This is a genomic window from Rhizocola hellebori (assembly GCF_016862955.1).
Classification (GTDB): Bacteria; Actinomycetota; Actinomycetes; order Mycobacteriales; family Micromonosporaceae; genus Rhizocola; species Rhizocola hellebori.
On record NZ_BONY01000115.1, the window covers coordinates 1 to 20,935 of the forward strand.

18 protein-coding genes are annotated in these 20,935 nt (G+C 68.3%); 10 read left to right on the forward strand and 8 right to left on the reverse strand.

Features of this window, described 5'->3' with window-relative positions; genetic code table 11:
- Positions 1-50: 50 nt before the first annotated feature.
- Positions 51-992, reverse strand: coding sequence for a hypothetical protein (locus Rhe02_RS45110; protein ID WP_203914716.1), 942 nt, complete (start codon positions 990-992; stop codon positions 51-53).
- 130 nt (positions 993-1,122) lie between these two features.
- Between Rhe02_RS45110 and ccrA the strand changes: the two genes are divergently transcribed.
- The 3 genes from ccrA to Rhe02_RS45125 all read left to right on the forward strand — a co-directional run bounded on the left by ccrA (position 1,123) and on the right by Rhe02_RS45125 (position 5,666).
- Positions 1,123-2,478 carry a crotonyl-CoA carboxylase/reductase gene (ccrA, locus tag Rhe02_RS45115; protein WP_203914717.1) on the forward strand — a complete coding sequence of 452 codons (1,356 nt, stop codon included), beginning with the start codon at positions 1,123-1,125 and terminating at the stop codon, positions 2,476-2,478.
- Between the two features lie 78 nt (positions 2,479-2,556).
- Entirely contained in the window at positions 2,557-3,783 is a 1,227-nt protein-coding gene (locus Rhe02_RS45120; RefSeq protein ID WP_203914718.1) for a coiled-coil domain-containing protein, read from the forward strand.
- Positions 3,784-3,854: 71 nt separating this feature from the next.
- Positions 3,855-5,666, forward strand: coding sequence for a coiled-coil domain-containing protein (locus Rhe02_RS45125; RefSeq protein ID WP_203914719.1), 1,812 nt, complete (start codon positions 3,855-3,857; stop codon positions 5,664-5,666).
- On the opposite strand, the gene Rhe02_RS45130 is transcribed toward Rhe02_RS45125, so the two are convergent.
- The 4 genes from Rhe02_RS45130 to Rhe02_RS45145 form a co-directional block, all read right to left on the reverse strand.
- Positions 5,626-6,522 (reverse strand): GNAT family N-acetyltransferase, encoded by an 897-nt coding sequence (locus tag Rhe02_RS45130; protein WP_203914720.1) that lies wholly within the window; start codon positions 6,520-6,522, stop codon positions 5,626-5,628. The two genes, Rhe02_RS45125 and Rhe02_RS45130, sit on opposite strands and share 41 nt — an antisense overlap.
- Positions 6,523-6,587: 65 nt before the next feature.
- The gene (locus tag Rhe02_RS45135; protein ID WP_203914721.1) at positions 6,588-7,853 is read right to left on the reverse strand and encodes a hypothetical protein; all 1,266 of its coding nucleotides are present in this window, start codon (positions 7,851-7,853) and stop codon (positions 6,588-6,590) included.
- On the reverse strand, positions 7,853-8,671 hold the full coding sequence (locus tag Rhe02_RS45140) for a PIG-L deacetylase family protein (protein WP_203914722.1): 819 nt from the start codon (positions 8,669-8,671) through the stop codon (positions 7,853-7,855). The genes Rhe02_RS45135 and Rhe02_RS45140 overlap by 1 nt, the downstream gene beginning before the upstream one ends.
- A 2-nt stretch (positions 8,672-8,673) precedes the next feature.
- On the reverse strand, positions 8,674-9,270 hold the full coding sequence (locus tag Rhe02_RS45145; RefSeq protein WP_203914723.1) for an acyltransferase: 597 nt from the start codon (positions 9,268-9,270) through the stop codon (positions 8,674-8,676).
- 232 nt (positions 9,271-9,502) lie between these two features.
- Here Rhe02_RS45145 and Rhe02_RS45150 point away from each other — a divergent pair, with 232 nt between their 5' ends.
- From Rhe02_RS45150 to Rhe02_RS45180, 7 genes are read left to right on the forward strand one after another with little or no spacing between them, the layout of a single operon-like run.
- A complete protein-coding gene (locus tag Rhe02_RS45150) occupies positions 9,503-10,576 on the forward strand; it encodes a Gfo/Idh/MocA family protein (protein WP_203914724.1) in 1,074 nt (357 codons plus the stop codon).
- Positions 10,573-11,565, forward strand: coding sequence for an NAD-dependent epimerase/dehydratase family protein (locus Rhe02_RS45155; protein WP_203914725.1), 993 nt, complete (start codon positions 10,573-10,575; stop codon positions 11,563-11,565). Before Rhe02_RS45150 ends, Rhe02_RS45155 begins: the two co-directional genes overlap by 4 nt.
- Entirely contained in the window at positions 11,562-12,689 is a 1,128-nt protein-coding gene (locus tag Rhe02_RS45160) for a DegT/DnrJ/EryC1/StrS family aminotransferase (RefSeq protein WP_239124474.1), read from the forward strand. Before Rhe02_RS45155 ends, Rhe02_RS45160 begins: the two co-directional genes overlap by 4 nt.
- Positions 12,686-13,351 (forward strand): acetyltransferase, encoded by a 666-nt coding sequence (locus Rhe02_RS45165; protein WP_203914726.1) that lies wholly within the window; start codon positions 12,686-12,688, stop codon positions 13,349-13,351. Before Rhe02_RS45160 ends, Rhe02_RS45165 begins: the two co-directional genes overlap by 4 nt.
- 22 nt (positions 13,352-13,373) lie before the next feature.
- Positions 13,374-14,480, forward strand: a complete 1,107-nt coding sequence (locus Rhe02_RS45170) for a DegT/DnrJ/EryC1/StrS family aminotransferase (protein WP_203914727.1) — start codon at positions 13,374-13,376, stop codon at positions 14,478-14,480.
- A 3-nt stretch (positions 14,481-14,483) separates the two neighbouring features.
- Positions 14,484-15,719: an MFS transporter gene (locus Rhe02_RS45175; protein WP_203914728.1), complete on the forward strand. Its 1,236-nt coding sequence runs from the start codon at positions 14,484-14,486 to the stop codon at positions 15,717-15,719.
- Positions 15,716-16,738: a TolB family protein gene (locus Rhe02_RS45180; RefSeq protein WP_203914729.1), complete on the forward strand. Its 1,023-nt coding sequence runs from the start codon at positions 15,716-15,718 to the stop codon at positions 16,736-16,738. The genes Rhe02_RS45175 and Rhe02_RS45180 overlap by 4 nt, the downstream gene beginning before the upstream one ends.
- On the opposite strand, the gene Rhe02_RS45185 is transcribed toward Rhe02_RS45180, so the two are convergent.
- The 3 genes from Rhe02_RS45185 to Rhe02_RS45195 are packed head-to-tail and all read right to left on the reverse strand — an operon-like array spanning position 16,725 to position 20,911.
- Positions 16,725-18,140 (reverse strand): glycosyltransferase family 4 protein, encoded by a 1,416-nt coding sequence (locus Rhe02_RS45185; protein WP_203914730.1) that lies wholly within the window; start codon positions 18,138-18,140, stop codon positions 16,725-16,727. The two genes, Rhe02_RS45180 and Rhe02_RS45185, sit on opposite strands and share 14 nt — an antisense overlap.
- Before the next feature lie 28 nt (positions 18,141-18,168).
- On the reverse strand, positions 18,169-19,677 hold the full coding sequence (locus Rhe02_RS45190; RefSeq protein ID WP_203914731.1) for an oligosaccharide flippase family protein: 1,509 nt from the start codon (positions 19,675-19,677) through the stop codon (positions 18,169-18,171).
- Positions 19,667-20,911 (reverse strand): glycosyltransferase family 4 protein, encoded by a 1,245-nt coding sequence (locus Rhe02_RS45195; protein ID WP_203914732.1) that lies wholly within the window; start codon positions 20,909-20,911, stop codon positions 19,667-19,669. The genes Rhe02_RS45190 and Rhe02_RS45195 overlap by 11 nt, the downstream gene beginning before the upstream one ends.
- Positions 20,912-20,935: the final 24 nt, after the last annotated feature.

Below are 20,935 nucleotides of genomic sequence, written 5' to 3' on the forward strand. Positions count from 1 at the left end.
GACACCGGCGCGGCGCTGCAATCCCGTGTGTGCAGTCCTATTTTCTTCTCTTACTGCCATTCCCAGCGCATACCCATGATGCCGGGGGGGACGTCGTAGGCGACTAGGTGGGCGCCGTGGGTGTTGCCTATCCATACCTCTTTGACGCCCTGATCGGGGGCGGCCACTGTTCTTCGCTCGAAGCGGTGGCAGCGGGCCGGGACGGCGGTGGGGTCGAACTGGACCTGGAGCACGAACTCCCCGACCGGGCCGGCGAAGGCGCGGTAGTAGTTGTTGGCGGGTTCTACCGAGGGGCTCAGGAACTCGTACTCGACCACGACGGTCTCACCCGCGGACAGCACGCGGTCGAAAATCAGCTCCGCGGCGAGCAGTCCACCGTCCACATCGGACCGTAGCCGGCCCACCCGGCAGTTGCGCACTGCGTTGATTTTCATGCGCGGCCCACTGGTGTCGTCCGTGCGAAAGACCCCGACCGCTCGGGAGACCCTGTCCACGTTGGCTCGCAGCACCTGCCGGGTGGTGAGGCTGATCTCCTGCCGCTGCGGGCCGAGCACGTACAGGTCGTGCAGGCTGAGCCGGGTGATCTCCTGGTGCATCCGGTTGTCCAGCTCGCCGAGCATTTTCTCCACGCTGGTCGAGTCTTCGAAAAGCCGGTCTATGTCAAGGAAACCGGCGGGATGGGCGAGCCAGCGCCCGCGCGGACGGCGGGGTCCTAGTTGAGAAATCAACGACTCCGCCGGCAGGCCCAGTATCTCCTCAAGCAAGCGGACCGCGCGCAAGGAGTCGGGTCGCTCGGGCCGGCTGCGCCCGCGCCGCCAATAGCTCAGCGTGGTCAGGCTGACCGAAATCCCTTGCAAGCTAAGGCGTTCCTGAATTTCTTCCAGCCGTTTTCCGCTGGCTTCGATGGCCAAATGTAAGACGGCGGAGAAGGGACCGGTCCTTAGCGCATGCGCGAGATCGCGACGCAGCGTCTCAGCGCGCACCGACTCCATAATCGGTGAGTATCGTCAGGCTCGGCGCGCAGCGCTACCCCCGGGCAACCGGTGTGCTCGGACACACCCGTTGGTGGAGTTTTTCACAAACCGATTCCGCGCTTAACTACCGATAAGTAACGTCCGGTCCATGCAGCAGATCCTGGATGTGATCATGGAGGCTGAGAAAGCCCCGGATCACGCAGAACAGCTCCGTAAGCTGTCCGGCGTCACCATCCCGACCACGTACGAAGGCGTGGTGGTACGGGCCGAGGAATCCACTATGTTCGACGGATTGAGCACCGCCGAGAAGGACCCACGCAAGGCCCTGCACGTCCAGGAGGTGCCCACGCCCGAGGTTGGGCCGGGCGAGGCGCTCATCGCGGTGATGGCAAGCGCGATCAACTACAACACGGTGTGGACTTCGATCTTCGAACCCATGTCAACCTTCGGATTTCTCAAGCGTTACGGGAAGGTCTCCGAACTGACCGCCCGGCACGACCTGCCCTACCACGTCGTCGGTTCCGACGCCGCGGGAGTGGTATTAAAGGTCGGCGCCGGGGTGACCCGGTGGAAGGCCGGTGACCAGATCGTCGCGCACTGCCTGAGCGTCGAGCTGGAAGAGGCCGCCGGGCACGACGACACCATGCTCGACCCGCAACAGCGCATCTGGGGGTTCGAGACGAACTTCGGCGGACTGGCCCAGCTGGCCCTCGTCAAGGCCAACCAGCTCATGCCCAAGCCCGCCCATCTGACCTGGGAGGAGGCGGCCAGCCCCGGGCTGGTGAACTCCACCGCTTACCGGCAGCTCGTCTCCCATCACGGCGCCAATATGAAGCAGGGCGACGTCGTGCTGATCTGGGGTGCGAGCGGTGGTTTGGGGTCTTACGCGACGCAAATGGCGCTCAACGGCGGGGCCATTCCGGTGTGCGTGGTCTCCAGCCCGGACAAGGCCGAGCTTTGTCACCGCATGGGCGCAGAGCTGGTCATCGATCGCGCGGCCGAGGGTTACAAGTTCTGGGCGGACAAACACACCCAGGACCCAAGTGAGTGGAAGCGTTTCGGCGCAAGGATTCGCGAGCTTACCGGGGGCGAGGATCCGGACATCGTCTTCGAGCACCCAGGCCGGGAGACCTTTGGCGCCAGTGTCTTTGTGGCCAAACGTGGCGGCACGATCGTTACCTGTGCTTCCACCAGCGGCTATGAACATCAGTACGACAACCGGTACCTGTGGATGTCACTCAAACGGATTATTGGTAGCCACTTCGCCAACTATCGGGAGGCGTGGGAGGCCAATCGACTGATTGACCTTGGCCGAATTCATCCGACGCTATCCAAAACGTTCCCGATGGACCAGACCGGCCAAGCCGCCTATGACGTTCATCGCAATGCCCACCAGGGAAAAGTGGGGGTCTTGTGTCTGGCTCCGGCGACCGGATTGGGCGTCAGAGATCAGGAAAAACGGTCACAGCTTCTCAACAGCATCACAAGATTCAGCGGAGTTTAGCCAACGGCACATATTCCCGCATCAAATCTGGCCCTACGCTATTGCGAAAGACCGGGGTGTATCTGGGAGTATGTGCCAATGCCCCAGCAGCAAACTTCCCCCAATAACAACATGGACTTTTTCGAGGGAGCCGTGAGCACGCAGCAGGACTTCACCGTCGTCCTGCGTGGCTACGAGCGCAACCAGGTCGATGCCGCTATAGGACGCCTTACCGCCAACCTCTCTCAGTCAGAGCAGGCGCGTAATGAGGCCGAACAGCGCATGAATGACGCCCAGCGGCGTCTGCGCCAGGCTGAGCAACGGCTCGGTGCGGTCGAGCAGAAGCTCGCCGAATCCAGCAAGCAGCTTGAGGAGAACAGCCGGCCGACCCTTTCGGGCCTCGGCACCCGGGTCGAGCAGATCCTGCGACTGGCCGAGGAGCAGGCTAACGACCACCGCGGTGAGTCCAAGCGCGAATCCGAGGGCATTCTCTCCGCCGCCCGCCTTGAGGCCCGGGAGATCACCGACAAGGCGCGCGCGGAAGCGGCTGCGATGAAGGCCACCGCCGAGCGCGAGGCCGGCAACCTTCGCACCGCCGCCGAGCGCGAGGCCGCCGAGGTTCGGGTGCAGGCCCGTCGCGAGGCCGACACCCTGCGTGCCGACGCCGACCGCGAGACCAAGCAGCTGCGCACCGCCACGTCGCACGAGGTCGCCGAGTTGAAGGCGACGGTCGAGCGCGAGGTCGCCACCCTGCGGGCCACCGCCGAGCGTGAGATCACCCAGCTGCGCGCCAAGGCCGCCCGCGAGGCGGAGGAGAAGCGCGCTGAGGCTTCCAAGCTGCTGGCCGACGCCCGCGACAAGCGCGACAAGGACCTGCAGGCTCTCCAGCTCGAGCTGGCCGAGCGCCGCGAGAAGTCCGAGCGCGAAGAGACCCAGCGTCACTCCTCCGCGGTTGCCGCGACGCAGAAGCTCGTCGGCGAAGCCGAAGAGCGTGCCCGTGCCGCCGAAGACCGCGCCAAGGAGATCGAGCAGCGCGCCGAGGCTCGCCGCATCGAGTCCGAGCGCACGGCGACCGACACGGTCGAGAAGGCTCGCGCCGCCGCTGAGAAGGGCGTCAACGAGGCCAAGGCCGAGGCACACCGCCTCGTCACCGACGCCCGCAACGAGGCCGAGCTCACCACCGGTGCGGCCCGCCGCGAGGTCGAAGACCTCACCCGCCAGAAGGACGCGGTCACCGCGCAGCTTGGCCAGATGCTGTCCGGCCTGGCCGGCATCGTGCCCGGTGTGCCCGCCGCTGACAAGGGCAAACCCAAAGACCAGCAATAGTTTCTTGGAAAGTCCTGGTACTTCGGCCCCCATGCTGAGGTATCAGGACTTTCTGTGTGAGGATGGACCGCATGTCGCATGGTGGAGACCTGTTCGCTCTTGGCGAAGGCGTCGCGTCCGAGCCCAGCTTTGACGTTGCCTTCAAGGGGTATGACAAACGTCAGGTAGATCGGTACGTAACAAATGTCGAGTCCGATCTGGCGACTTTGGCTGCCGAGCGCGATCAGGCCTTCGCTCAGATGCAGGCGCTGGCCGGTCAGGTGCAGCAGCTGCAGGTGGAGTTGGCCGACGTGGCGCGACGGGCTGTCCCGTCGCGAGTGTCGTTCCGCCATCTCGGTGGCCGGGTCGAGCAGATCCTGGCCATGGCCGAGGAGCAGGCCGGCGACATTGTCGCTCAGGCCCAGCAGGAGATCGCCGATCAGCGCGCCGAGGCTGAGCGGCTGCTCGCCGACGCCCGCGAAAGGACAGCGCTCGCGGTAAGGGACTTCGACCTCGCCCTGGCTTCCCGGCGCAAGGACGAGATCAAGGCCGACGAAGATCGCCGCAACCAGGTGATACAGGAGTCGCAGCGGCTGCGTGCCGAGGCCCGCGAGGTGCTGGCGCATGCGCAGCAGGAGGCCCAGGCCATCCGCACCTCGGCCGCCACCGAGGCCGCCGGCCGTCGGGTTCAGGTCGAAAAGGACATCACCGCTTTCCGCAGCGAGACCGAGGGCCGGCTCAAGGCGCTGCAGGCCGACGCCGAGCAGAAACTCGCCACCGCGCAGGCCGAGGCGGAGCAGAGGCTGGCCGCCGCCCAGGCCGAGGCCGAGCAGCTGGCCGCGCTGGCCAAGGCCGAAGCCGACGAGGCGATCGCCGCCGCCCGTGCCGCTGCCGCCCAGCAGGTCGCCGAGGCCGAGCAGCGCCTCGCGGAGGCCAGGGCCGAGGCGGAGCAGATCATCACGTCCGGCCGGGACGAGGTTTCGCACCACCACACGGAAACCGAAGAGCGCCTTGCCGCCGCGAAGACCGAGGCGCAGCAGATCGTCGCGGCCGCCCAGGCCGAGGCCGCCCGCCGGGCCGCCGAGGCCGAGGAGCGCCTCGCCATCGCCACCGCCGAGGCTGAGAAGCTCATCGCGGGTGGCCGGGCCGCGGCCTCCAAGCGCGAGGAAGACGCCGAGCAATACCTCAACGCCGCCCGCGCGGAGGCCGAGCAGATCGTCGCCGCCGCCCACGAGAGCGCGGTCGCGCAGACCGCCGAGCGGGAGGCGCAGATCGCGGCGGCCCACGCCGAGTCCGAAACCCTTGTCGCCGACACGCGTTTGACGGTCGCCGAGCACATCGGCGAAGCCCAGCGGCACCTCACCCAGGCCCGCAATGAGGCTCAGGCCATCATCGCCGAGGCCGAGGAGATCGCCGCTCAGAACAAGATCCGGGCGGAGCAGCTGCTCAGCGAGACCAAGGCCGACACCCAGAAGCGGCTGAACGCGGTGCAGAGCGTCTCCGAGGAGAGCATCACCGCAGCGAAGTCCGAAGCCGCGAAGCTGGTCGCCGACGCCCACAAGGCCGCCAGCCAGATGCAGATCACCGCCGAGCAGGCGCGCATCGGGCTGGCCGCCACCCAGCAGGCGATCGCCGCCTCGACGCAGACCAAGGTGCAGCTGGAGCAGCGCATCGGTGAGCTCAAGGCGCAGCTCAACATCGAGATGGAGCGGCTGGCCAAGGCGCAGCGCGAGGCCGAGGACGCGGAGCGTCGCCGGGCCGCGACTCAGCGCATGGATGTGGTTGCCCCCAAAGACGATGCCGCCGAGGCGACGCAGAGCCTGCCGCTCGCGGGCGCTCTAGAGGAGAAGACCCAGGTCATCTCTATAGAGTCGGATGGGGTGGCATCGGAGCCTCGAGGCTGACGCTGACCAGTCCGTAGCGGTAACCGAGGTGCTCGTTGAGCCGCCTCATCTCCGCGTTGTTGCGCTGGGTCCAGGTGTAGACCTCGGTGAGCCCGTTGTCGGCAGCCCACGCCAGACATTGGCGTTTAAGGGCTGCCGCGACCCCCTTGCCGCGCCACTCGCGCCGCACGGCGGTGAGCCCGTGCTCGGCGCGATGTGGTTTGTCCTGCTCGGTCAGCAGACTGGCAACACCAATTATCTGGGTACCAGATAGAGCTACGAAGGTCGATGCCGGGTTGTTCATCTCCCCGGTCATCCACTCCTCGGCCGTGACCTTCACCTCGTTGGTCAGCGCCAGATCCGCGAACCCTTGCACGCCAACGGCATCGTAGGCCGGCCGCCACAGCTCGGGCTGCTGCGCGATGCTGACGATCGTCACCCCGGCGGGTGGCGTGGGCGGCGGCTCCTCGCCGATCGCGCGTAACTGCTCGACCTGACGGTCGACCTCGGTGAACCCGAAGCGCAACCCGAACTCGACCGACCCGGGGTCGTCGGCCATGCTGCGCACCACGGGCAGGTCCAGCTTCTCGGCCAGATTCAGCAGCTCGCGCAGCACGGCAGTGCCGATACCCCGACGCCGGAACGCGGGCCGCACCCGGGGCATGATGAAGGCGCGACCAACCTGGCCCGACCTGTCCACAAATCCCGACGCCACCAGGTCGCCGCTGCGGTAGGCCACTAACGTCGCCCGGCCCGGCCGCTCCTTTGCCCGCATCTCGGCAACGGTCGGCACCCGTTGCGTCGGCTCGACTTCCGCGTAGACGTCAAGGTAACGCTGCATCTGCTCGTCGGTTTCCACCTGCCGCACATCCACCATGCGGCGCAACCTACCGCCCTGTACCCGGCTTGGGCTACTGACTATTGCCTATGCGGGCCGGTGCGTCAGGGACATGACAGGGTCGCTGTCCAGTCCTCGCCGGCCGGGGTGATGGGGATCTGGCGGCTGGTGGAAACGCAAGGCTGCCGCGACAGCTCGGAGTCCCAGGCCGGGCCTTGGCCACGCCTGTTGGGTACCACCAAATTGGTAGCCCAGACCACCGCACACAGCGCCACCAGCACGGCGAACGGGGAGCGCCAACCGACCTGCGCTTTCGGGATCAGCAGAGCGACCAGTGCCGTGATGAGCAGCATGGCCGGCGCGGCGCCATATCGTGGCGTGGCTATTCCGGAAAGAACCGTGGGCGCGGCGTAAACGGCGATGCTGCACAGGACAGCGGTGGCGGCCAGGGCAAGCTGGGGCCGACCCGGGCGACGCCAGGCCAGCACCACGAGCCCGGCGAGGATGACCCAGGCCAGCGCGGCCAGGACCAGCCAGCGGCCGTTCACCTCCGCGCCGAACCAGCGCTGGCCGATCACGCCGGCCGGCACGGCCCGAACCACCCACCACGGCGCCCAGTGCACCAGGTCCGGGTTCAGGTCGCGCTGCTGGCTGTCGGACAGCACCGTGGCCAGGCCCTGCCCGAGCAGCCCGGCCGACATCGCCGTCAGCAGCAGCACGCTGACGCGGTCACGCTTGCGGTAGACCTGCCACAGCGCCAACGGAATCAGCGCCACGGAGATGATGCAGCTCAAGGTGATCAGCAGGGTGGCCGCCGTGGCCACTATCCGCTTGCCGATCGTCGCCGGTGCCCACAGCAGCACCCAGAACAGCGCGTAGAGCGCGGGCCATTGCAGGTTGGCGATCGCGTTGGGCAGCTCCTCCTGGGCCACCGGCACCAGCACTGTCACCGCGGCCACCAGCACCCGCGGCAGCACCCCGGTGAACACGCTGCCGCTCGCGACATACACCAGCCAGGCCATCAGCGAGGTCACCAGCGCCGCGCCCACGGCCAGACCGGCCGCCATCGCGCCGTCCGGCAACAGGGTCACCACCTCGGCGATCAATCGCGGCACCGTGTGCAGATAACCGGCGTAGGCGGTGGTGACAGCGTCCAAAGTGGACTTCTGCTCGGCCTGGGTGAGAAAGATCGAGCCGTCCTCGGCGTAGACGGTGTTGAGAGCGCCCGCACCGCCCTGACGGATCAGACTCGCCGCGGTCATCGCGGCGACGGCCAGCGTGCCGACCAGCCAGGTGCGGCCGGTCGAAAGCGATGCGGCTGCCCGTTGCGGCGCCGCCCCCACCACCGAGTCGGCTGACAGAGTCTCCATTACCCAAGCACCCCTTCGCGCCCATGGAACGGGAAGAACAGTTCGGCCTTGTCCGCTGCCGCCGCCAGCACCGGCGGCGGCAGCGTGGGCCACGGCTGGTCGGCGGAGACGTCGGCTGGGCGGTGCAGTTGTGATGCGTGCGCGGCCAGCGCGTGAAGTTTCCCGGCGCTGTATTGCTCGGCCCGCACCGAAATCGCGTTGCGGGTCAGCACCCGGCGCGCAGCGTCCACAGTGGACGGAAGGCGATCCCCTCGCCGTAACGGCCAGGATCCCCAGAGCCACACGGGATATTCGAGCAGCCTTACGGCGGAGGCGGGCAGCCGATTGGCCGAACCTGACGCCCGAGTGGTCGCCAGAACCGCCCGGCGGGCAGCCCGGCCCAGGGCGGCGTGATCCGGATGCGGCTCCGCGGCACAGGTGGTGTAGATCTCGTCCGGGGAAAGCTCACCGATCAGTTTCTCGATCAGGGTCGCGACCTCGTCCTCGTGGGCGGTCAGCCCGCCGTCGGCGAAGCCGCCCCATCGCACGCCGTCGGGCGGCAGGCCCAGCCGCCTCCCCGCCTCGGTCATCTCCTGATGCCGCAACGCGGCGAGCGCGTCGGGCCCCAGCGATGGATGAGAATGCCGGCCGTCGGTCAGCACCACCACCGTCACCGGCGTTCCGGCGGCCAGCTTGCGCATGATGGTGGCGCCACAGCCGAGCGTCTCGTCGTCCGGGTGCGGCGCAAGCACCAGCGCGCTGCGGGCTGCGGTGGCCGCAGTCTCGTCGCGGGCGCTGGCGCGCATCGCGGCTCGGGCAAGGCTTCGGATTCGCTGCATGCTCACCCCTGGGTGAGTCGGCCGGCGGACTCCACGTACTCCTCGCCGGTACGCGGACACGAGAATCGGCCATCGCCAAGCGCCGTCAGCGGTTCTCCGGCACGGCCCACCCAGCCGATGCGCCGCCCCGGCACCCCGACGATCAGCGCAAAGTCGGGCACATCGGTGGTGACCACGGCCCCGGCCGCGATGAGCGCCCATTTGCCGATGGTCACCGGCGCGACGCAGACAGCTCGCGCGCCAATGGCCGCGCCCTCGCCCACGGTCACGCCGACCGCCGTCCAATCGTCACCGGTCTTGAGTTTGCCCTCGGGGGTGACCGCACGGGGATACACATCGTTGGTCAGCACGGCCGCCGGCCCTACGAACACCCCGTCGGCAAGCACCGCGGGCTCGTAGACGAGCGCGTAGTTCTGCAGCTTCACGTTGTCGCCGACCCGCACCCCCGGTCCGACGTAGGCGCCCCGCCCGATGATGCAATTGCTTCCCACGACGGCATCCTCGCGGACCTGAGCCAGATGCCACACCGTCGTGCCGGCACCCACCGAGGCTGCGTCGTCGACATCGGCGCTCGCCATGACGCGGGCCGCTGGTTCCATGGGCTGATTCCTCTCGGGATGAAAGCAGGGGACGGGTAGGTAGTCTGGCACGCCTTGGTGACCGTCTGGGAAAGGCGAACCGTGAGGTGGAATGCTGTGGCGGGTTTTTGTCAGCTGACTACCCGAGGGCAGCCGCCAGCCGGTACGTTGCCTGCGAATTGTGGGTTCGCAACCCCTAGTCGGCATGCTGCCGCGATGACAAATCGCGCAAAGACAATCGAAACGAGGACAAGTGAGCGCACCGCCTGACGCCGTCGTTGCTGGTGAGCCAATCGGAGTTGCCGTAATCGGCGCGGGTTACTGGGGGCCCAATCTGGTCCGTAACTTCCAGGCATCAGACGCTTTCCGCTTGCGCTGGCTCTGCGATCTGGATGTCAGCCGGGCCCAGCGTGTCCTCGGCCACTACTCCACCGTGCAGGCCACGGCCGACCTCGCGGCGGTCCTCGCCGACGAGGCGGTGCGGGCGGTGGCGATCGCCACACCGGCCGGCACCCACCTGGAGGTCGCGCTCGCAGCGCTGCGCGCCGGCAAGCATGTACTGGTCGAAAAGCCGTTGGCGGCCACCTATGAGGAGGGCCTGCAGCTGGTCGAGGAAGCCGACCGGCGCGGCCTGACCCTGATGTGCGACCACACCTACTGCTACACCCCGGCCGTGATCCGGATCCGGGAGCTGCTGCGCTCGGGCGAGCTGGGCGAGCTTCAGTACCTCGACGCGGTGCGGATCAACCTGGGCCTGGTGCAACGTGACATCGACGTCATCTGGGACCTGGCGCCGCACGACCTGTCGATCCTGGATTTCGTTCTCCCCGAGGGAGTCAAGGCGGTTGCTGTGGCGGCGCACGGCGCTGACCCGATCGGCGCGGGCCGCTCGTGCATCGGCTACCTCACGCTGAAACTCAGCAGCGGGGCCATCGCGCACGTTCACGTCAACTGGCTGTCGCCCATCAAGGTGCGCACCACCATCATCGGCGGATCCAAGCGCACCCTGGTGTGGGACGATCTGAATCCCACCCAGCGCATCGCCATCTTCGATCGGGGCGTCGACGTCGCCACCCCGGGCGAGCTGGGTGCTGAGGAGCGCCGCGAAATGCTGATCTCCTACCGGTCCGGCGACATGGTCGCGCCGGCCCTGTCCGAACGAGAGGCCCTGCGCACCATGGTCGAGGAGTTCGCCAGTTCCATCCACACCGGCCGCCCGCCGCTCACCGATGGGCGGGCCGGGTTGCGGGTGCTGGACATCTTGAATGCCACCAAAGTCAGCCTTGCCAACGGTGGCACCTTCGTCCCCCTGGAGGGTGCGGCATGACCAGAAGCATTGCGGGCGCACGGGTTTTGGTCACCGGCGGCGCGGGCACCATCGGCTCGCACGTGGTGGACCAGCTGGTGACCAAGGGCGCGGCGGAAGTGGTGGTCCTGGACAACCTCGTCCGGGGGCGGCTGGAGAACCTGAGCTGGGCCTTGGCCAACGGGCCGGTCCGGGTGGTCGACGGCGACATCCGCGACATCGACCTGCTGCGCGACGTGACCACCGGCAAGGATCTCGTGTTCCACCTGGCTGCGATCCGCATCACGCAATGCGCGCAGGAGCCGCGGCTGGCCAACGAGGTGCTGGTCGATGGGACCTTTAACGTTATCGAGGCCGCTGTTCAGGCCGGGGTCAGCAAGCTGATCGCTTCCTCGTCCGCCTCGGTCTACGGGCTGGCCGACCACTTCCCCACCACCGAACAGCAGCACCCCTATAACAACGACACGTTCTACGGCGCGGCGAAGGCGTTCAACGAGGGGATGCTGCGCAGCTTCCACGCCATGCACGGTCTGGACTACGTGGCGCTGCGCTACTTCAACGTTTACGGCCCGCGGATGGACATCTTCGGCTTCTACACCGAGGTGCTGATCCGCTGGATGGAGCGCATCGAGGCCGGGACACCGCCGCTGATCCTCGGCGACGGCCTGCAGACGATGGATTTCGTTCACGTCAAGGACATCGCGCGGGCCAACATCCTGGCCGCCGAGGCTGACGCCACCGACGAGGTCTTCAATGTCGCCAGCGGCGAGGAGACCTCGCTGCTCGAGCTCGCCCAGGCGCTGACCGAGGTGATGAAGGCCGACCTGACCCCCGAACACGGTCCGGCCCGCACGGTCAACGCGGTCACCCGGCGTCTTGCCGACACCAGCCTGGCCCAGCAGCGGCTCGGTTTCCGCGCGGAAATCGGCCTGCGCGAAGGACTTCACGACCTTGTCGACTGGTGGCGCGCGGAACGTGCCGCGGCCGAGCTGGCGGAGGATGCCGCATGATCCCGGTGATGCTGCCGATGCTCGGCGAGGAAGAGGCACAGGCGGCGGCCGAGGCCGTCAGGTCCGGCTGGGTCGCTCAGGGTCCGCGGGTCGCCGAGTTCGAGCGGGTCTTCGCGGGCCTGGTCGGCGCGGAACACGGCGTGGCCGTCAGCTCTTGCACCACCGCACTGCACCTTGCGCTGATCGCGCTCGGGATCGGTCCGGGTGACGAGGTCATCGTGCCGTCGCTGTCGTTCATCGCCACCGCGAACGCGGCCCGATATGTAGGCGCCACACCGGTCTTCGCCGATGTCGAGCTGTCCACCGGCAACCTCACCGTGTCCACAGTGGACGCTGTGCGCACCTCCCGTACCCGGGCGATCATCGCGGTGCACCAGGGTGGGGTGCCGTTTGACGTGCAAGCGCTGCGGGCCGCGGCGAGTGAGTGGGACGTGGCGCTGGTCGAAGACGCCGCCTGCGCGGCGGGTTCGACGGCCTACGGGCGGCCGGTCGGGGAAGGCGCACTCGTCGCCGCCTGGTCGTTTCACCCCCGCAAGGTCATCACCACGGGTGAGGGCGGGATGCTCACCGTCGACAAATCCGACTGGGCGGTAAGGCTGCGCCGACTGCGTGAGCACGGCATGAACGTCTCCGCGGCCGACCGGCACGCCAGTGCCAAGCCGATCCTGGAGGCCTACCTGGAAACCGGCTACAACTTCCGCATGACCGATATCCAGGCCGCCATCGGGCTGGTGCAGCTGGGCCGGATGGACGCGCTGGTGTCTCAACGGCGCGAGCTTGCCGCCCGGTACCACGAAATGCTGTCCGGAATTCAAGGCCTGACCCCGGTGCGGGATCCCAGCTACGGCACCACGAATTTCCAGTCGTTCTGGGTGCTGCTCGACCCGGAGTTCGGCCCCGGCCGCGACGAGGTGCTCAGCGAGCTGGCGGCCGCAGGGGTCTCCGCGCGGCGTGGCATCATGGCCGCGCACCTGGAGCCGGCCTACTCCGACAGCGCACACCTGGAGCTGCCCAACACCGAGCGCATCACCCGCGACTCGCTGATCCTGCCGTTGCACCACGCGCTCACGGACGCCGACCAGGAGCACATCGTCGGGGTGCTGAGCAAGCTGACCGGCGCATGAGGGAGCTGCTGATCGCGGGTGCCGGGGGTTTCGCTCGCGAAACAGCGGCCGCCGTACACGCGATCAACGAGCAGGTGCCGACCTGGCACCTGCTCGGTTTCCTTGACGACAACCCGGCACTGCACGGCCAGAGCCGCTCCGGAGTGCCGATTCTCGGTGGTCTGGACGCGACGATCGCCGCGCATCCCGGCGCGGCGGTGGTGGTCTGCGTGGGCAACCCGCGCAACTACACGGCACGCAAACAGATCGTCGAAAGGCTGGCGCTGCCCGCGGATAGGGTAGCCACCATCATCCATCCGACCGTAGCGGCCGGGGCAGGCTGCACGATCGGCCCGGGTTCGGTCCTCCTGTCGCAGATCACCCTTACCGCCGATGTGTCAGTTGGTGCACACGTTGCGGTGATGCCGCAGACCGTCCTGACCCACGACGATGTCGTGCATGACTACGCGACACTCACCTCCGGCGTCCGGCTCGGCGGTGACGTGACGGTGTCGGAGGGCGCCTACGTCGGGGCCGGGGCACTGATCCGCGAGGGCGTCACCATCGGCGCGTGGGCGCAGGTCGGGCTCGGCGCGGTGGTCCTGCGCGATGTCCCGCCCGGACAGATCTGGGTCGGCAATCCGGCCCGCTTCCTGCGCTCCGCGCAGCTGCAAACCGTTTGAAGTCCAACCAAGGGAGAAGGCAATGATTCCGCTCGTCGACCTCGCGGCGGCGCACGCCGAAGTGGCGCAGGAGGTGGCCGAGGGGTTCGCCCGGGTCATCGCCAAGACCGCGTTCATCGGCGGCGCGGAGGTGACCGCTTTCGAAGAGGAGTACGCCGAGTTCAGTGGCGCGCGACGCTGCGTTGGCGTGGCCAACGGCACCGATGCGCTGGAGCTGGCTTTGCGTGCGGTCGGGGTCGGCCCCGGCGACGAGGTGATCCTGCCCGCGAACAGCTTTGTGGCCACGGCCGAAGCGGTCGCCCGCGCGGGTGCCCAGACCGTGCTCGTGGACATGGATCCGCAGACCTATCTCATCGACGTCGACGCGGCGCTGGCCGCGATCACACCGAGGACCAAGGCGCTTGTCCCCGTTCACCTCTACGGCCAGCACGCGCCGGTGGAGAAGCTGCGGGCCGGTGCGCCCGGGATGGCGATCGTCGAGGATGCCGCGCAGTGTCAGGGGGCGACCCGCTTCGGCAAGTGCGCCGGCGCGGACGGGATCGCCTCCACCAGCTTCTACCCGGGCAAAAACCTTGGTGCATATGGGGATGCCGGCGCGGTCGTCACCGACTTCAGCCCGGTCGCCACCGCCGTGCGCACCCTGGGCAGCCATGGCGGTCTGACGAAATATGTGCACGAGGTGGTCGGGGTCAACAGCCGGCTCGATGGACTGCAGGCCGTGGTGCTGCGGGCGAAACTGGCCCGGCTCGCGGCGGGCAACGCCGCGCGGCGGGCGGCTGCCGCCCGGTACGACGAGATGCTTGCGGGGCTTGATGTCACGCTGCCGGTGACCCTGCCCGGCAACGAACACGTGTGGCACCTCTATGTGATCCGGCTGCCCGGCGATGGCACGCCGGCTTTGCGCGATCAGGTTCTCAAGCAGCTCAACGCCCAGGGCATCGGCGCGGGCGTGCACTACCCGGTGCCGATTCACCTGACCCCCGCCTTCGCCGGGCTCGGCTACCCCGTGGGCACCTTCCCGCACAGCGAGCGCGCGGCCACCGAGATCCTGTCCCTCCCCCTGTACCCGCAGATCACCGCCGAGCAGCAGGAGACCGTGGTCCAGGCGCTGGCAGCGGCGCTCGGCTAGATCATGTACGTCTCGGTACGCGACAGACCCGGCGGCCAGGCACCGCCAGCCGCCGGGTCGGCGCTGCGCCGGGTGGCCCCGACCGTGCTCCTGCTCGGCGTGGTCAGCCTGCTCACCGACGTCTCGTCCGAGATGGTCACCGCAATCCTGCCGATCTACCTGACCGCACAGGTGGGGCTGGGCATCCTCGCCTACGGCTTCATCGATGGGATCTATCAGGGGGTCAGCGCGCTGGTGCGGATCGCGGGCGGCTATGCCGGCGATCGCAGCAATCGTCCAAAGTGGATAGCGACGGCCGGCTACGGGATCTCCGCGCTGAGCCGCATCGCTCTCCTGCCCGCGCAAGGTTTCCTCGCCATCACCGCGGTCATCACCGCGGACCGGCTCGGCAAGGGTCTGCGCACGGCGCCCAGGGATGCGCTCATCGCCGATGCCTCCGAGCCGAGCATGCTGGGCCGGGCGTTCGGCGTGCACCGGGCGCTGGACACGATCGGAGCCACCATCGGCCCGATCGTGGCTTTCGCCTTGCTCGCCGCGGTGCCGGGCGGGTACAGCCCCATCTTCGTGGTCTCGTTCGCCTTCGCCATCGTGGGTGTCGCGGTCATCGTGCTTTTCGTGCCCAACCGGCGCACCGGAGGCGTGCCGTCAACCCTGCGCCTGGCCGGGCTTTTCCGTGCCATCTCCGCGAAGAAACTCCGCGGCCCGCTGCTGGCCTCCGCGCTGCTGGGCGTGCTCACGATCGGCGACGGATTCCTCTACCTGTCATTGCAGCAACGCGACAATCTTGCCGCCTCGTTCTTTCCCTTGCTTTTTGTGGGGACGAACGTTGCCTACCTGGCACTCGCGGTGCCCCTGGGCCGGCTGTCCGATCGGGTCGGCCGGGCCAAGGTGCTCGTCGGCGGTCATCTCGCGTTGCTCGCGGTTTACCTGACCGCCGGTGGCCCGCTGGGCGGCACCATTCCGACGGTGGTCACCCTGCTGCTCCTGGGCACTTTCTACGCGGCCACCGACGGTGTGCTGCCCGCCCTGGTGACCCGGCTGGTCCCGGAGGAGGCGCGCGGCAGCGGCATCGCGGCCGCGCAGACCGTCGTGGCGCTTTCCCGCTTCGGCGCCTCGGTCGGGTTCGGGGCGCTCTGGGCCAGCGTCGGCCGCTCACAGGCTTTGCTTACCGTTGCCTGCCTCCTGGTGGTGGCGCTTCCGGCGGCGGCATGGTTGCTGCGCTCCCGGGAGTCTGAATGAACAGTTTGCGGGTACGCATAGCCGCCCTCGCCGGCGTGGTGCTGCTGGCCGTGCTCGGCTCGACCGCCTACGTGCTGCACGTCCGCGATCAGCAGCGCGAGGCCGAAGCGAGCGCCCCCAAGGTGGAAACGCGCGGCGATCTGGCCGCGTTGCGCGGGGCATCCCACATCGTCTTCCGCAACACGGCGCTGGGCGACGGGTACGGGCAGGTGGCGATCGTTCCGGTGACCGATCCGGGGGGATCGCGGGCGATCACCCCGGCTGTCTGCGAGCGGGTCTTCGCCACCGCGGCCGACGCCCTGTGCCTGTCCGCCGATCGCGGCATCGTCACCACCTACAAGTCCACCGTTCTGGGACCGGACTGGACGGCCGTCCGCGATCTGCCCCTCACCGGTCTGCCCAGCCGCGCTCGCGTGTCCGCGGACGGAAAGCTCGCCGCCACCACCACATTCGTCTTCGGCGACTCCTACGCCAGCCCCGGGCAGTTCTCCACCCGCACCCTGGTCAGCGCGCTGGATGGCTCGCAAAACCTTGACCTGGAACAGTTCCAGCTTGTCGTGAATGGACAGACCATCGCAGCGGCGGACCGCAACCTTTGGGGCGTCACGTTCGCCGACGCCGACACCTTTTACGCGACGGCCGCGTCGGGTGGCAAGACCTGGCTGGTACGCGGCAGTCTCGCCCAGCGCCGGCTGACCTCGATCCGCGAGGACGTCGAGTGCCCGTCCCTGTCGCCGGACGGCACCCGGATCGCGTTCAAGAAGCACGGCAACCTGCCCGCCGGGCAATGGCGCCTCGCCGTCTACCACCTGACCACCCGGACGGAGACCCTGCTGGCCGAGACGCACAGCGTGGACGATCAGGTCGAGTGGCTCGACGACAACCGCATCCTCTACGGTCTGGCGCGCGCCAGGTCGGGCACCGCCTCCAGTGACGTGTGGGTGGTGCCCGCGGACGGCACCGGCACGCCCCAGGTGCTCATCCCCGACGCCTGGTCCCCCGCGGTCATACGGAAATGAAGTGGGGCAACGGCTCCTTGCGGGCCACCGCCCGCAACACCTCGGCGTGACGCTGTAGGCACAGCGTGGCCGGAAACGCGGCCCTCGACTCGGCCGCAAGCTGCTCGCGGCGGGCGGCGAAGCCCGGCACCCCATCCAGCACGGTCGACAGGGCCTTGACCAGCTCGTCCTCGTTGGGCTGCGGCCGAAAGCGCAGATCGCTGATGATGTCCCAGTCGAGGCGCTCGGCGTCACCGGCGGGGTTGGCCACGAGAACGCCGCGGCCCGGCCCGTCCAGCTGTTCCCTGGCCCCGCCCACATCGGTCATCACCACGGGCAGCCCGGTGACCAATGCTTCCATCGATGCCAGCGACCAGCCTTCGAAGAACGAGTCGAGAACGAAGACGTCGGCGGCCGCGAGCAGCGCGGTCGGGTTCGAGCAGTGGCCGCGAAGGTGGATCCGGTCCGCGCACGGCAGGCTGTCGGCGTAGTGGCGCACCTGTTCGTAGTAGAGCCTGTCGTCCGCGCGACCCGCGATGAGCAGGTGGGTGTCCGGCCGCGCTGCTTTCGCGAACGCGCTGAGCAGACCATAGGTGTTCTTCTGCAAACCGAAACGAGCCAGCGAAAGCAGCAGCACCTCGTCGCGCAGACCGAGCGCGGCCCGCGCCGCGGCTCTGTCCACGGTGGTGATCCGGTGCTCGTCGACCCCGTTGGGAATGGTCACCAGCCGGTCGGCGGGAAAGGTCGGGACGCAGGCGAGATATTGCCGGCGCACCATCTCGCTGACCGCGATCTGAGCGGCGATCCCTTTGGAGCGCTCCTGTTCGGGCGCCCAGGAGTCGCGGTGCAGGAAGTGGTGCATGCCGTGCAGGGTCTCCACCCACGGCACGCCAACGGCTACGGCCGCGTCGAGCAGCCAGCCGGGCGCGCCATGGGCGCTGATCACGTCGGGCCGGTGGGTGGCCAGGAAGTCTTGGGCGGTCTCCGGTTTGAGCCGTTGCAGATCGACCCCGGCGTCGGTAAGCGCGCGCACCAACCGGCCCACTTCGCCGGTAGAGCCCTCTTGTTGCCCCGAGTGGTAGACGACGGTGGTCTGGATGCCGAACTCGGGCAACCGGCGGCCCAGGAAGGCCGCCATCTCGTCCATCCCGCCGACATCGAGCACCTCGATCGCCACCACGCAGCGCACCGTCGCGGTGCTCGCCGCAACGGATTCGGCCACCGCCGTCGGGGCGATCGTGCGGGGCAGGGCCTGCAGGTCAGCACCGTCTCGCCCGGCGATCAGGGGCTGCGACCAGTTCTCGCTCGGCCCAGCGGACCTGCCATCACTGTCCACAACGGACATTGCCCGGCGTGCGAGCCGCCGCAACGGCGCGGGCACGTTATGGGCGTGCCGTTGCGCCCACATGGTCACTCGGCGCATGTTTTCCCACCCTCTGTGCCTGACTCGGTCATGCTATGGCCGCCAGTTTCGGCTCACCGAGCTGCTTTTCCTCGTCGTGCTCGACATCCATGACAGCGCGCATCCGCCTGAGCAGCCGGCGCGCCCAGAGGAAGACAATGCCCAGGTACACCGCTGATGCGGCCAGGCCGCCACTCAGCAACGCCAGCAACCTCATGTCGAACAGCTCGGAGATCTGGTAGCCGGCAAACATCGCAGGCGCCACCGCGATCAGCGGGACGGCCATGTTTTTCAGGATCGCCAGCGGCCGCGCGCCCCGGGAGCGCACCGCCAACAGGTAAGCGGGCAAAGCAATCCCCACCCCGATCACCACATGTGCCCAGCCGGCGCCGGCCAGCCCCCATCTGTCCAGCCCGATCACCATGGCCGGCCCGAGCGCGAGCAGCCACAACACCTGCACCACCAGCACCGCACGGGTCGCCCCGGCGGCGATGAGGTAGGTGGCCATGAGGTCGAACACCACCCGCAGCGCGCCGAAGAAAGCCAACCCGGCCAGCGCTTGGGCAGCCGCCTGCCACTTGTCGCCGTACACGAACGGGATGACCACCGAGGCCAGGCTCGACAGCAGCACCCCGGCCAGCAGCGCCAGCGTGAAGCTCAACCCGGCGGCCAGGCTGAGCCCGGCGGACCGTCGCTTGTCGTCGAGCTGGGAGAAGCCGGGCAGGGCGACCACCCGCAACGCCAGGCCCAGCGAGGACATCGGCCACGAAGCCATGTTGAACGCGAGCACATACGTGCCAAGGATGATCGGGCCGGAGTGCCAGCCCACCACCACGTAGTCCACGTTCATGACCACCCACGACAGCAGGTTGGCCAGCGCGAGCGGCAACCCGAACCGGATCAGCTGGGTCGCCACCTCGCGATCGAAACCGAAGCGCGGCCGGGTGTGGGTGATGACGTACTGCAGCACGCAGGTGGTCGCCAGCGACAGGACGCTCGCCAGCGCCAGGGACATGGCCCCGAAACCCAACAGCGCCAGGCTGAGCACTGCCACCGTGTTCACCAGCAGCCCGCTGCCGTCGACCGCGAACTGGGCCGACTGGCGGAAACCGGTCTGCAGGATGGCATGCGGCACGGTCGCCAGCGCGGAGAGCACCAGCGTGATCGACATGACCCGCACCACGGGCGCGGCCTGCCCGGCACCGAGCGCCTCGGACATCGGCCCGGCCAGCAGCGCCATGGCGGTGGCGAAAATGAGCGCCAGGCCGACCGCGACGGTAGTGGCCGTCGCGGCCCGGGCTCGGATGTTGCCCAGGCGCACCAGGTCGGCGGTCAGGCCCATTTCCACGAAGGCAAGAACGATGGTCTGCACCGTCAGCGCGACCGCGAACACCCCGAACTGTTCCGGCGCAAGCAGGCGGGCCATGATGATGCCCACGCCGAAGTTGCCCACGCGCAGGACGAGGCTGCCGACCGTGCTCCAGGCGAAGCCACGCCGGGCTTTCGCCCCAATGGTCGTGGTGGCTTCGGGCGCGGTCACCGGTTCATCAATTGTCATCGCTGGCCGATCTCGCCGGGCGGGCACGGCGGGCGATCGCCCGCACCGGACGCACCGCCAGACCCACCGCTCGGGACCGATCCGCCTTGTACGAAGCCATATGCGCGGTCGTCGCCAGCATCGCGCCGATCCGGCCCAGCGCGGGCCGGCGCAACGCCAGCTCGGTCTCGTAGATTTTCACCAGCTGACGGCCGGCCGCCTCGAGGCTGAACCGGGAGACGATGACCTCGCGGGCCAGCGCTCCCAACTCGCCCCATGTTTCGCGGCGCTTGACGAGATCGACGAGAATCTGCTCCAGCACGGGGGCGCCGTCGCTGCCGTCGCCGTTCCAGTACCAACCCTTGTCGAGGAAGAAGTCGAGGCTCTCCGGGGTGAGCAAGCGCCAATAACCACGCTCGCCCTGGACCACCAGCGGTTTGCCGAATGCCATGGCCCGCAGGGCCGAACCGCCCATGCCCAGCATGAGGTCCGCAGCGGCGTAGGCGTCTCGGGGATCGGTCATCTGCCCGGTCAGCGTCACCACTTCGCGGCCGGCGGCGGCGTTGGCCCGATCGGCTTCGGCCTGAATCTCCTCACGCGATGGGCCATCGCCCACGATGAACAGGCGCAAGCCATATCTGGTCGCGATCTTTCCCATCACCCGGGCCGCGGCGAGCAGGCCCTCGCGTTTCAGCTCCGGCGTCAGCCGGCAGACCACGAAGATGCCGATTTCGTCAGGGCGCAAGCCAAATCGCGCCCTGGCCGCAGCGGTGTCCGCGACCGGCGCGTTGGCCACCGTGTCGACCGGCGGCTCGAGAAGGTAGGTGCGCGGACGGTAGCCACGCTCGGACTCGGCCAGCTCGGCCGTTCCCACGATGATGGGCATCGAACGGGGAAGCGCCCACCGGGGAACCTCAGGCGTGTAGATCGTGGCAACGGTGGGGACGCCACGGGTGAGAAAGCCGCCGTAGGCCGCCTCGACCGCAGGGGTCCAGTAATGGGCGTGGATGAGGTCCACCTTGCGTCGCCGCGCCAGTCTCCAGATCGCCACCGAGGTACGCATCGCCGGCGGCTCACCGGCCGGCGGCGCCGCCACGAACTCCAGACCGAACTCCTCGACCACGTGCGTGATGTCGCCGCGTGGACCGAAAACGATCGACTCGTGACCGAGCTCGGCCACTGTGCGCGCGAGCTCGATGGCATTGATCTGCGTGCCGCCGATCTCCATCGTGTGCACACAGGTCAGGATCCGCAAAGTTCCTCCTCAAACAAAGTAGGC

Excerpts from the sequence above, each read along its gene's own strand:
- Rhe02_RS45130 (WP_203914720.1), bottom strand. The coding sequence starts at position 6,522 with ATGGTGGATGTGCGGCAGGTGGAAACCGACGAGCAGATGCAGCGTTAC.
- Rhe02_RS45175 (WP_203914728.1), top strand. The coding sequence starts at position 14,484 with ATGTACGTCTCGGTACGCGACAGACCCGGCGGCCAGGCACCGCCAGCC.
- Rhe02_RS45110 (WP_203914716.1), bottom strand. The coding sequence starts at position 992 with ATGGAGTCGGTGCGCGCTGAGACGCTGCGTCGCGATCTCGCGCATGCG.
- Rhe02_RS45140 (WP_203914722.1), bottom strand. The coding sequence starts at position 8,671 with ATGCAGCGAATCCGAAGCCTTGCCCGAGCCGCGATGCGCGCCAGCGCC.
- Rhe02_RS45120 (WP_203914718.1), top strand. The coding sequence starts at position 2,557 with ATGCCCCAGCAGCAAACTTCCCCCAATAACAACATGGACTTTTTCGAG.
- Rhe02_RS45135 (WP_203914721.1), bottom strand. The coding sequence starts at position 7,853 with ATGGAGACTCTGTCAGCCGACTCGGTGGTGGGGGCGGCGCCGCAACGG.
- Rhe02_RS45160 (WP_239124474.1), top strand. The coding sequence starts at position 11,562 with ATGATCCCGGTGATGCTGCCGATGCTCGGCGAGGAAGAGGCACAGGCG.
- Rhe02_RS45125 (WP_203914719.1), top strand. The coding sequence starts at position 3,855 with ATGTCGCATGGTGGAGACCTGTTCGCTCTTGGCGAAGGCGTCGCGTCC.
- Rhe02_RS45190 (WP_203914731.1), bottom strand. The coding sequence starts at position 19,677 with ATGACAATTGATGAACCGGTGACCGCGCCCGAAGCCACCACGACCATT.
- Rhe02_RS45155 (WP_203914725.1), top strand. The coding sequence starts at position 10,573 with ATGACCAGAAGCATTGCGGGCGCACGGGTTTTGGTCACCGGCGGCGCG.
- Rhe02_RS45145 (WP_203914723.1), bottom strand. The coding sequence starts at position 9,270 with ATGGAACCAGCGGCCCGCGTCATGGCGAGCGCCGATGTCGACGACGCA.
- Rhe02_RS45165 (WP_203914726.1), top strand. The coding sequence starts at position 12,686 with ATGAGGGAGCTGCTGATCGCGGGTGCCGGGGGTTTCGCTCGCGAAACA.
- Rhe02_RS45180 (WP_203914729.1), top strand. The coding sequence starts at position 15,716 with ATGAACAGTTTGCGGGTACGCATAGCCGCCCTCGCCGGCGTGGTGCTG.
- Rhe02_RS45185 (WP_203914730.1), bottom strand. The coding sequence starts at position 18,140 with ATGCGCCGAGTGACCATGTGGGCGCAACGGCACGCCCATAACGTGCCC.
- Rhe02_RS45170 (WP_203914727.1), top strand. The coding sequence starts at position 13,374 with ATGATTCCGCTCGTCGACCTCGCGGCGGCGCACGCCGAAGTGGCGCAG.
- ccrA (WP_203914717.1), top strand. The coding sequence starts at position 1,123 with ATGCAGCAGATCCTGGATGTGATCATGGAGGCTGAGAAAGCCCCGGAT.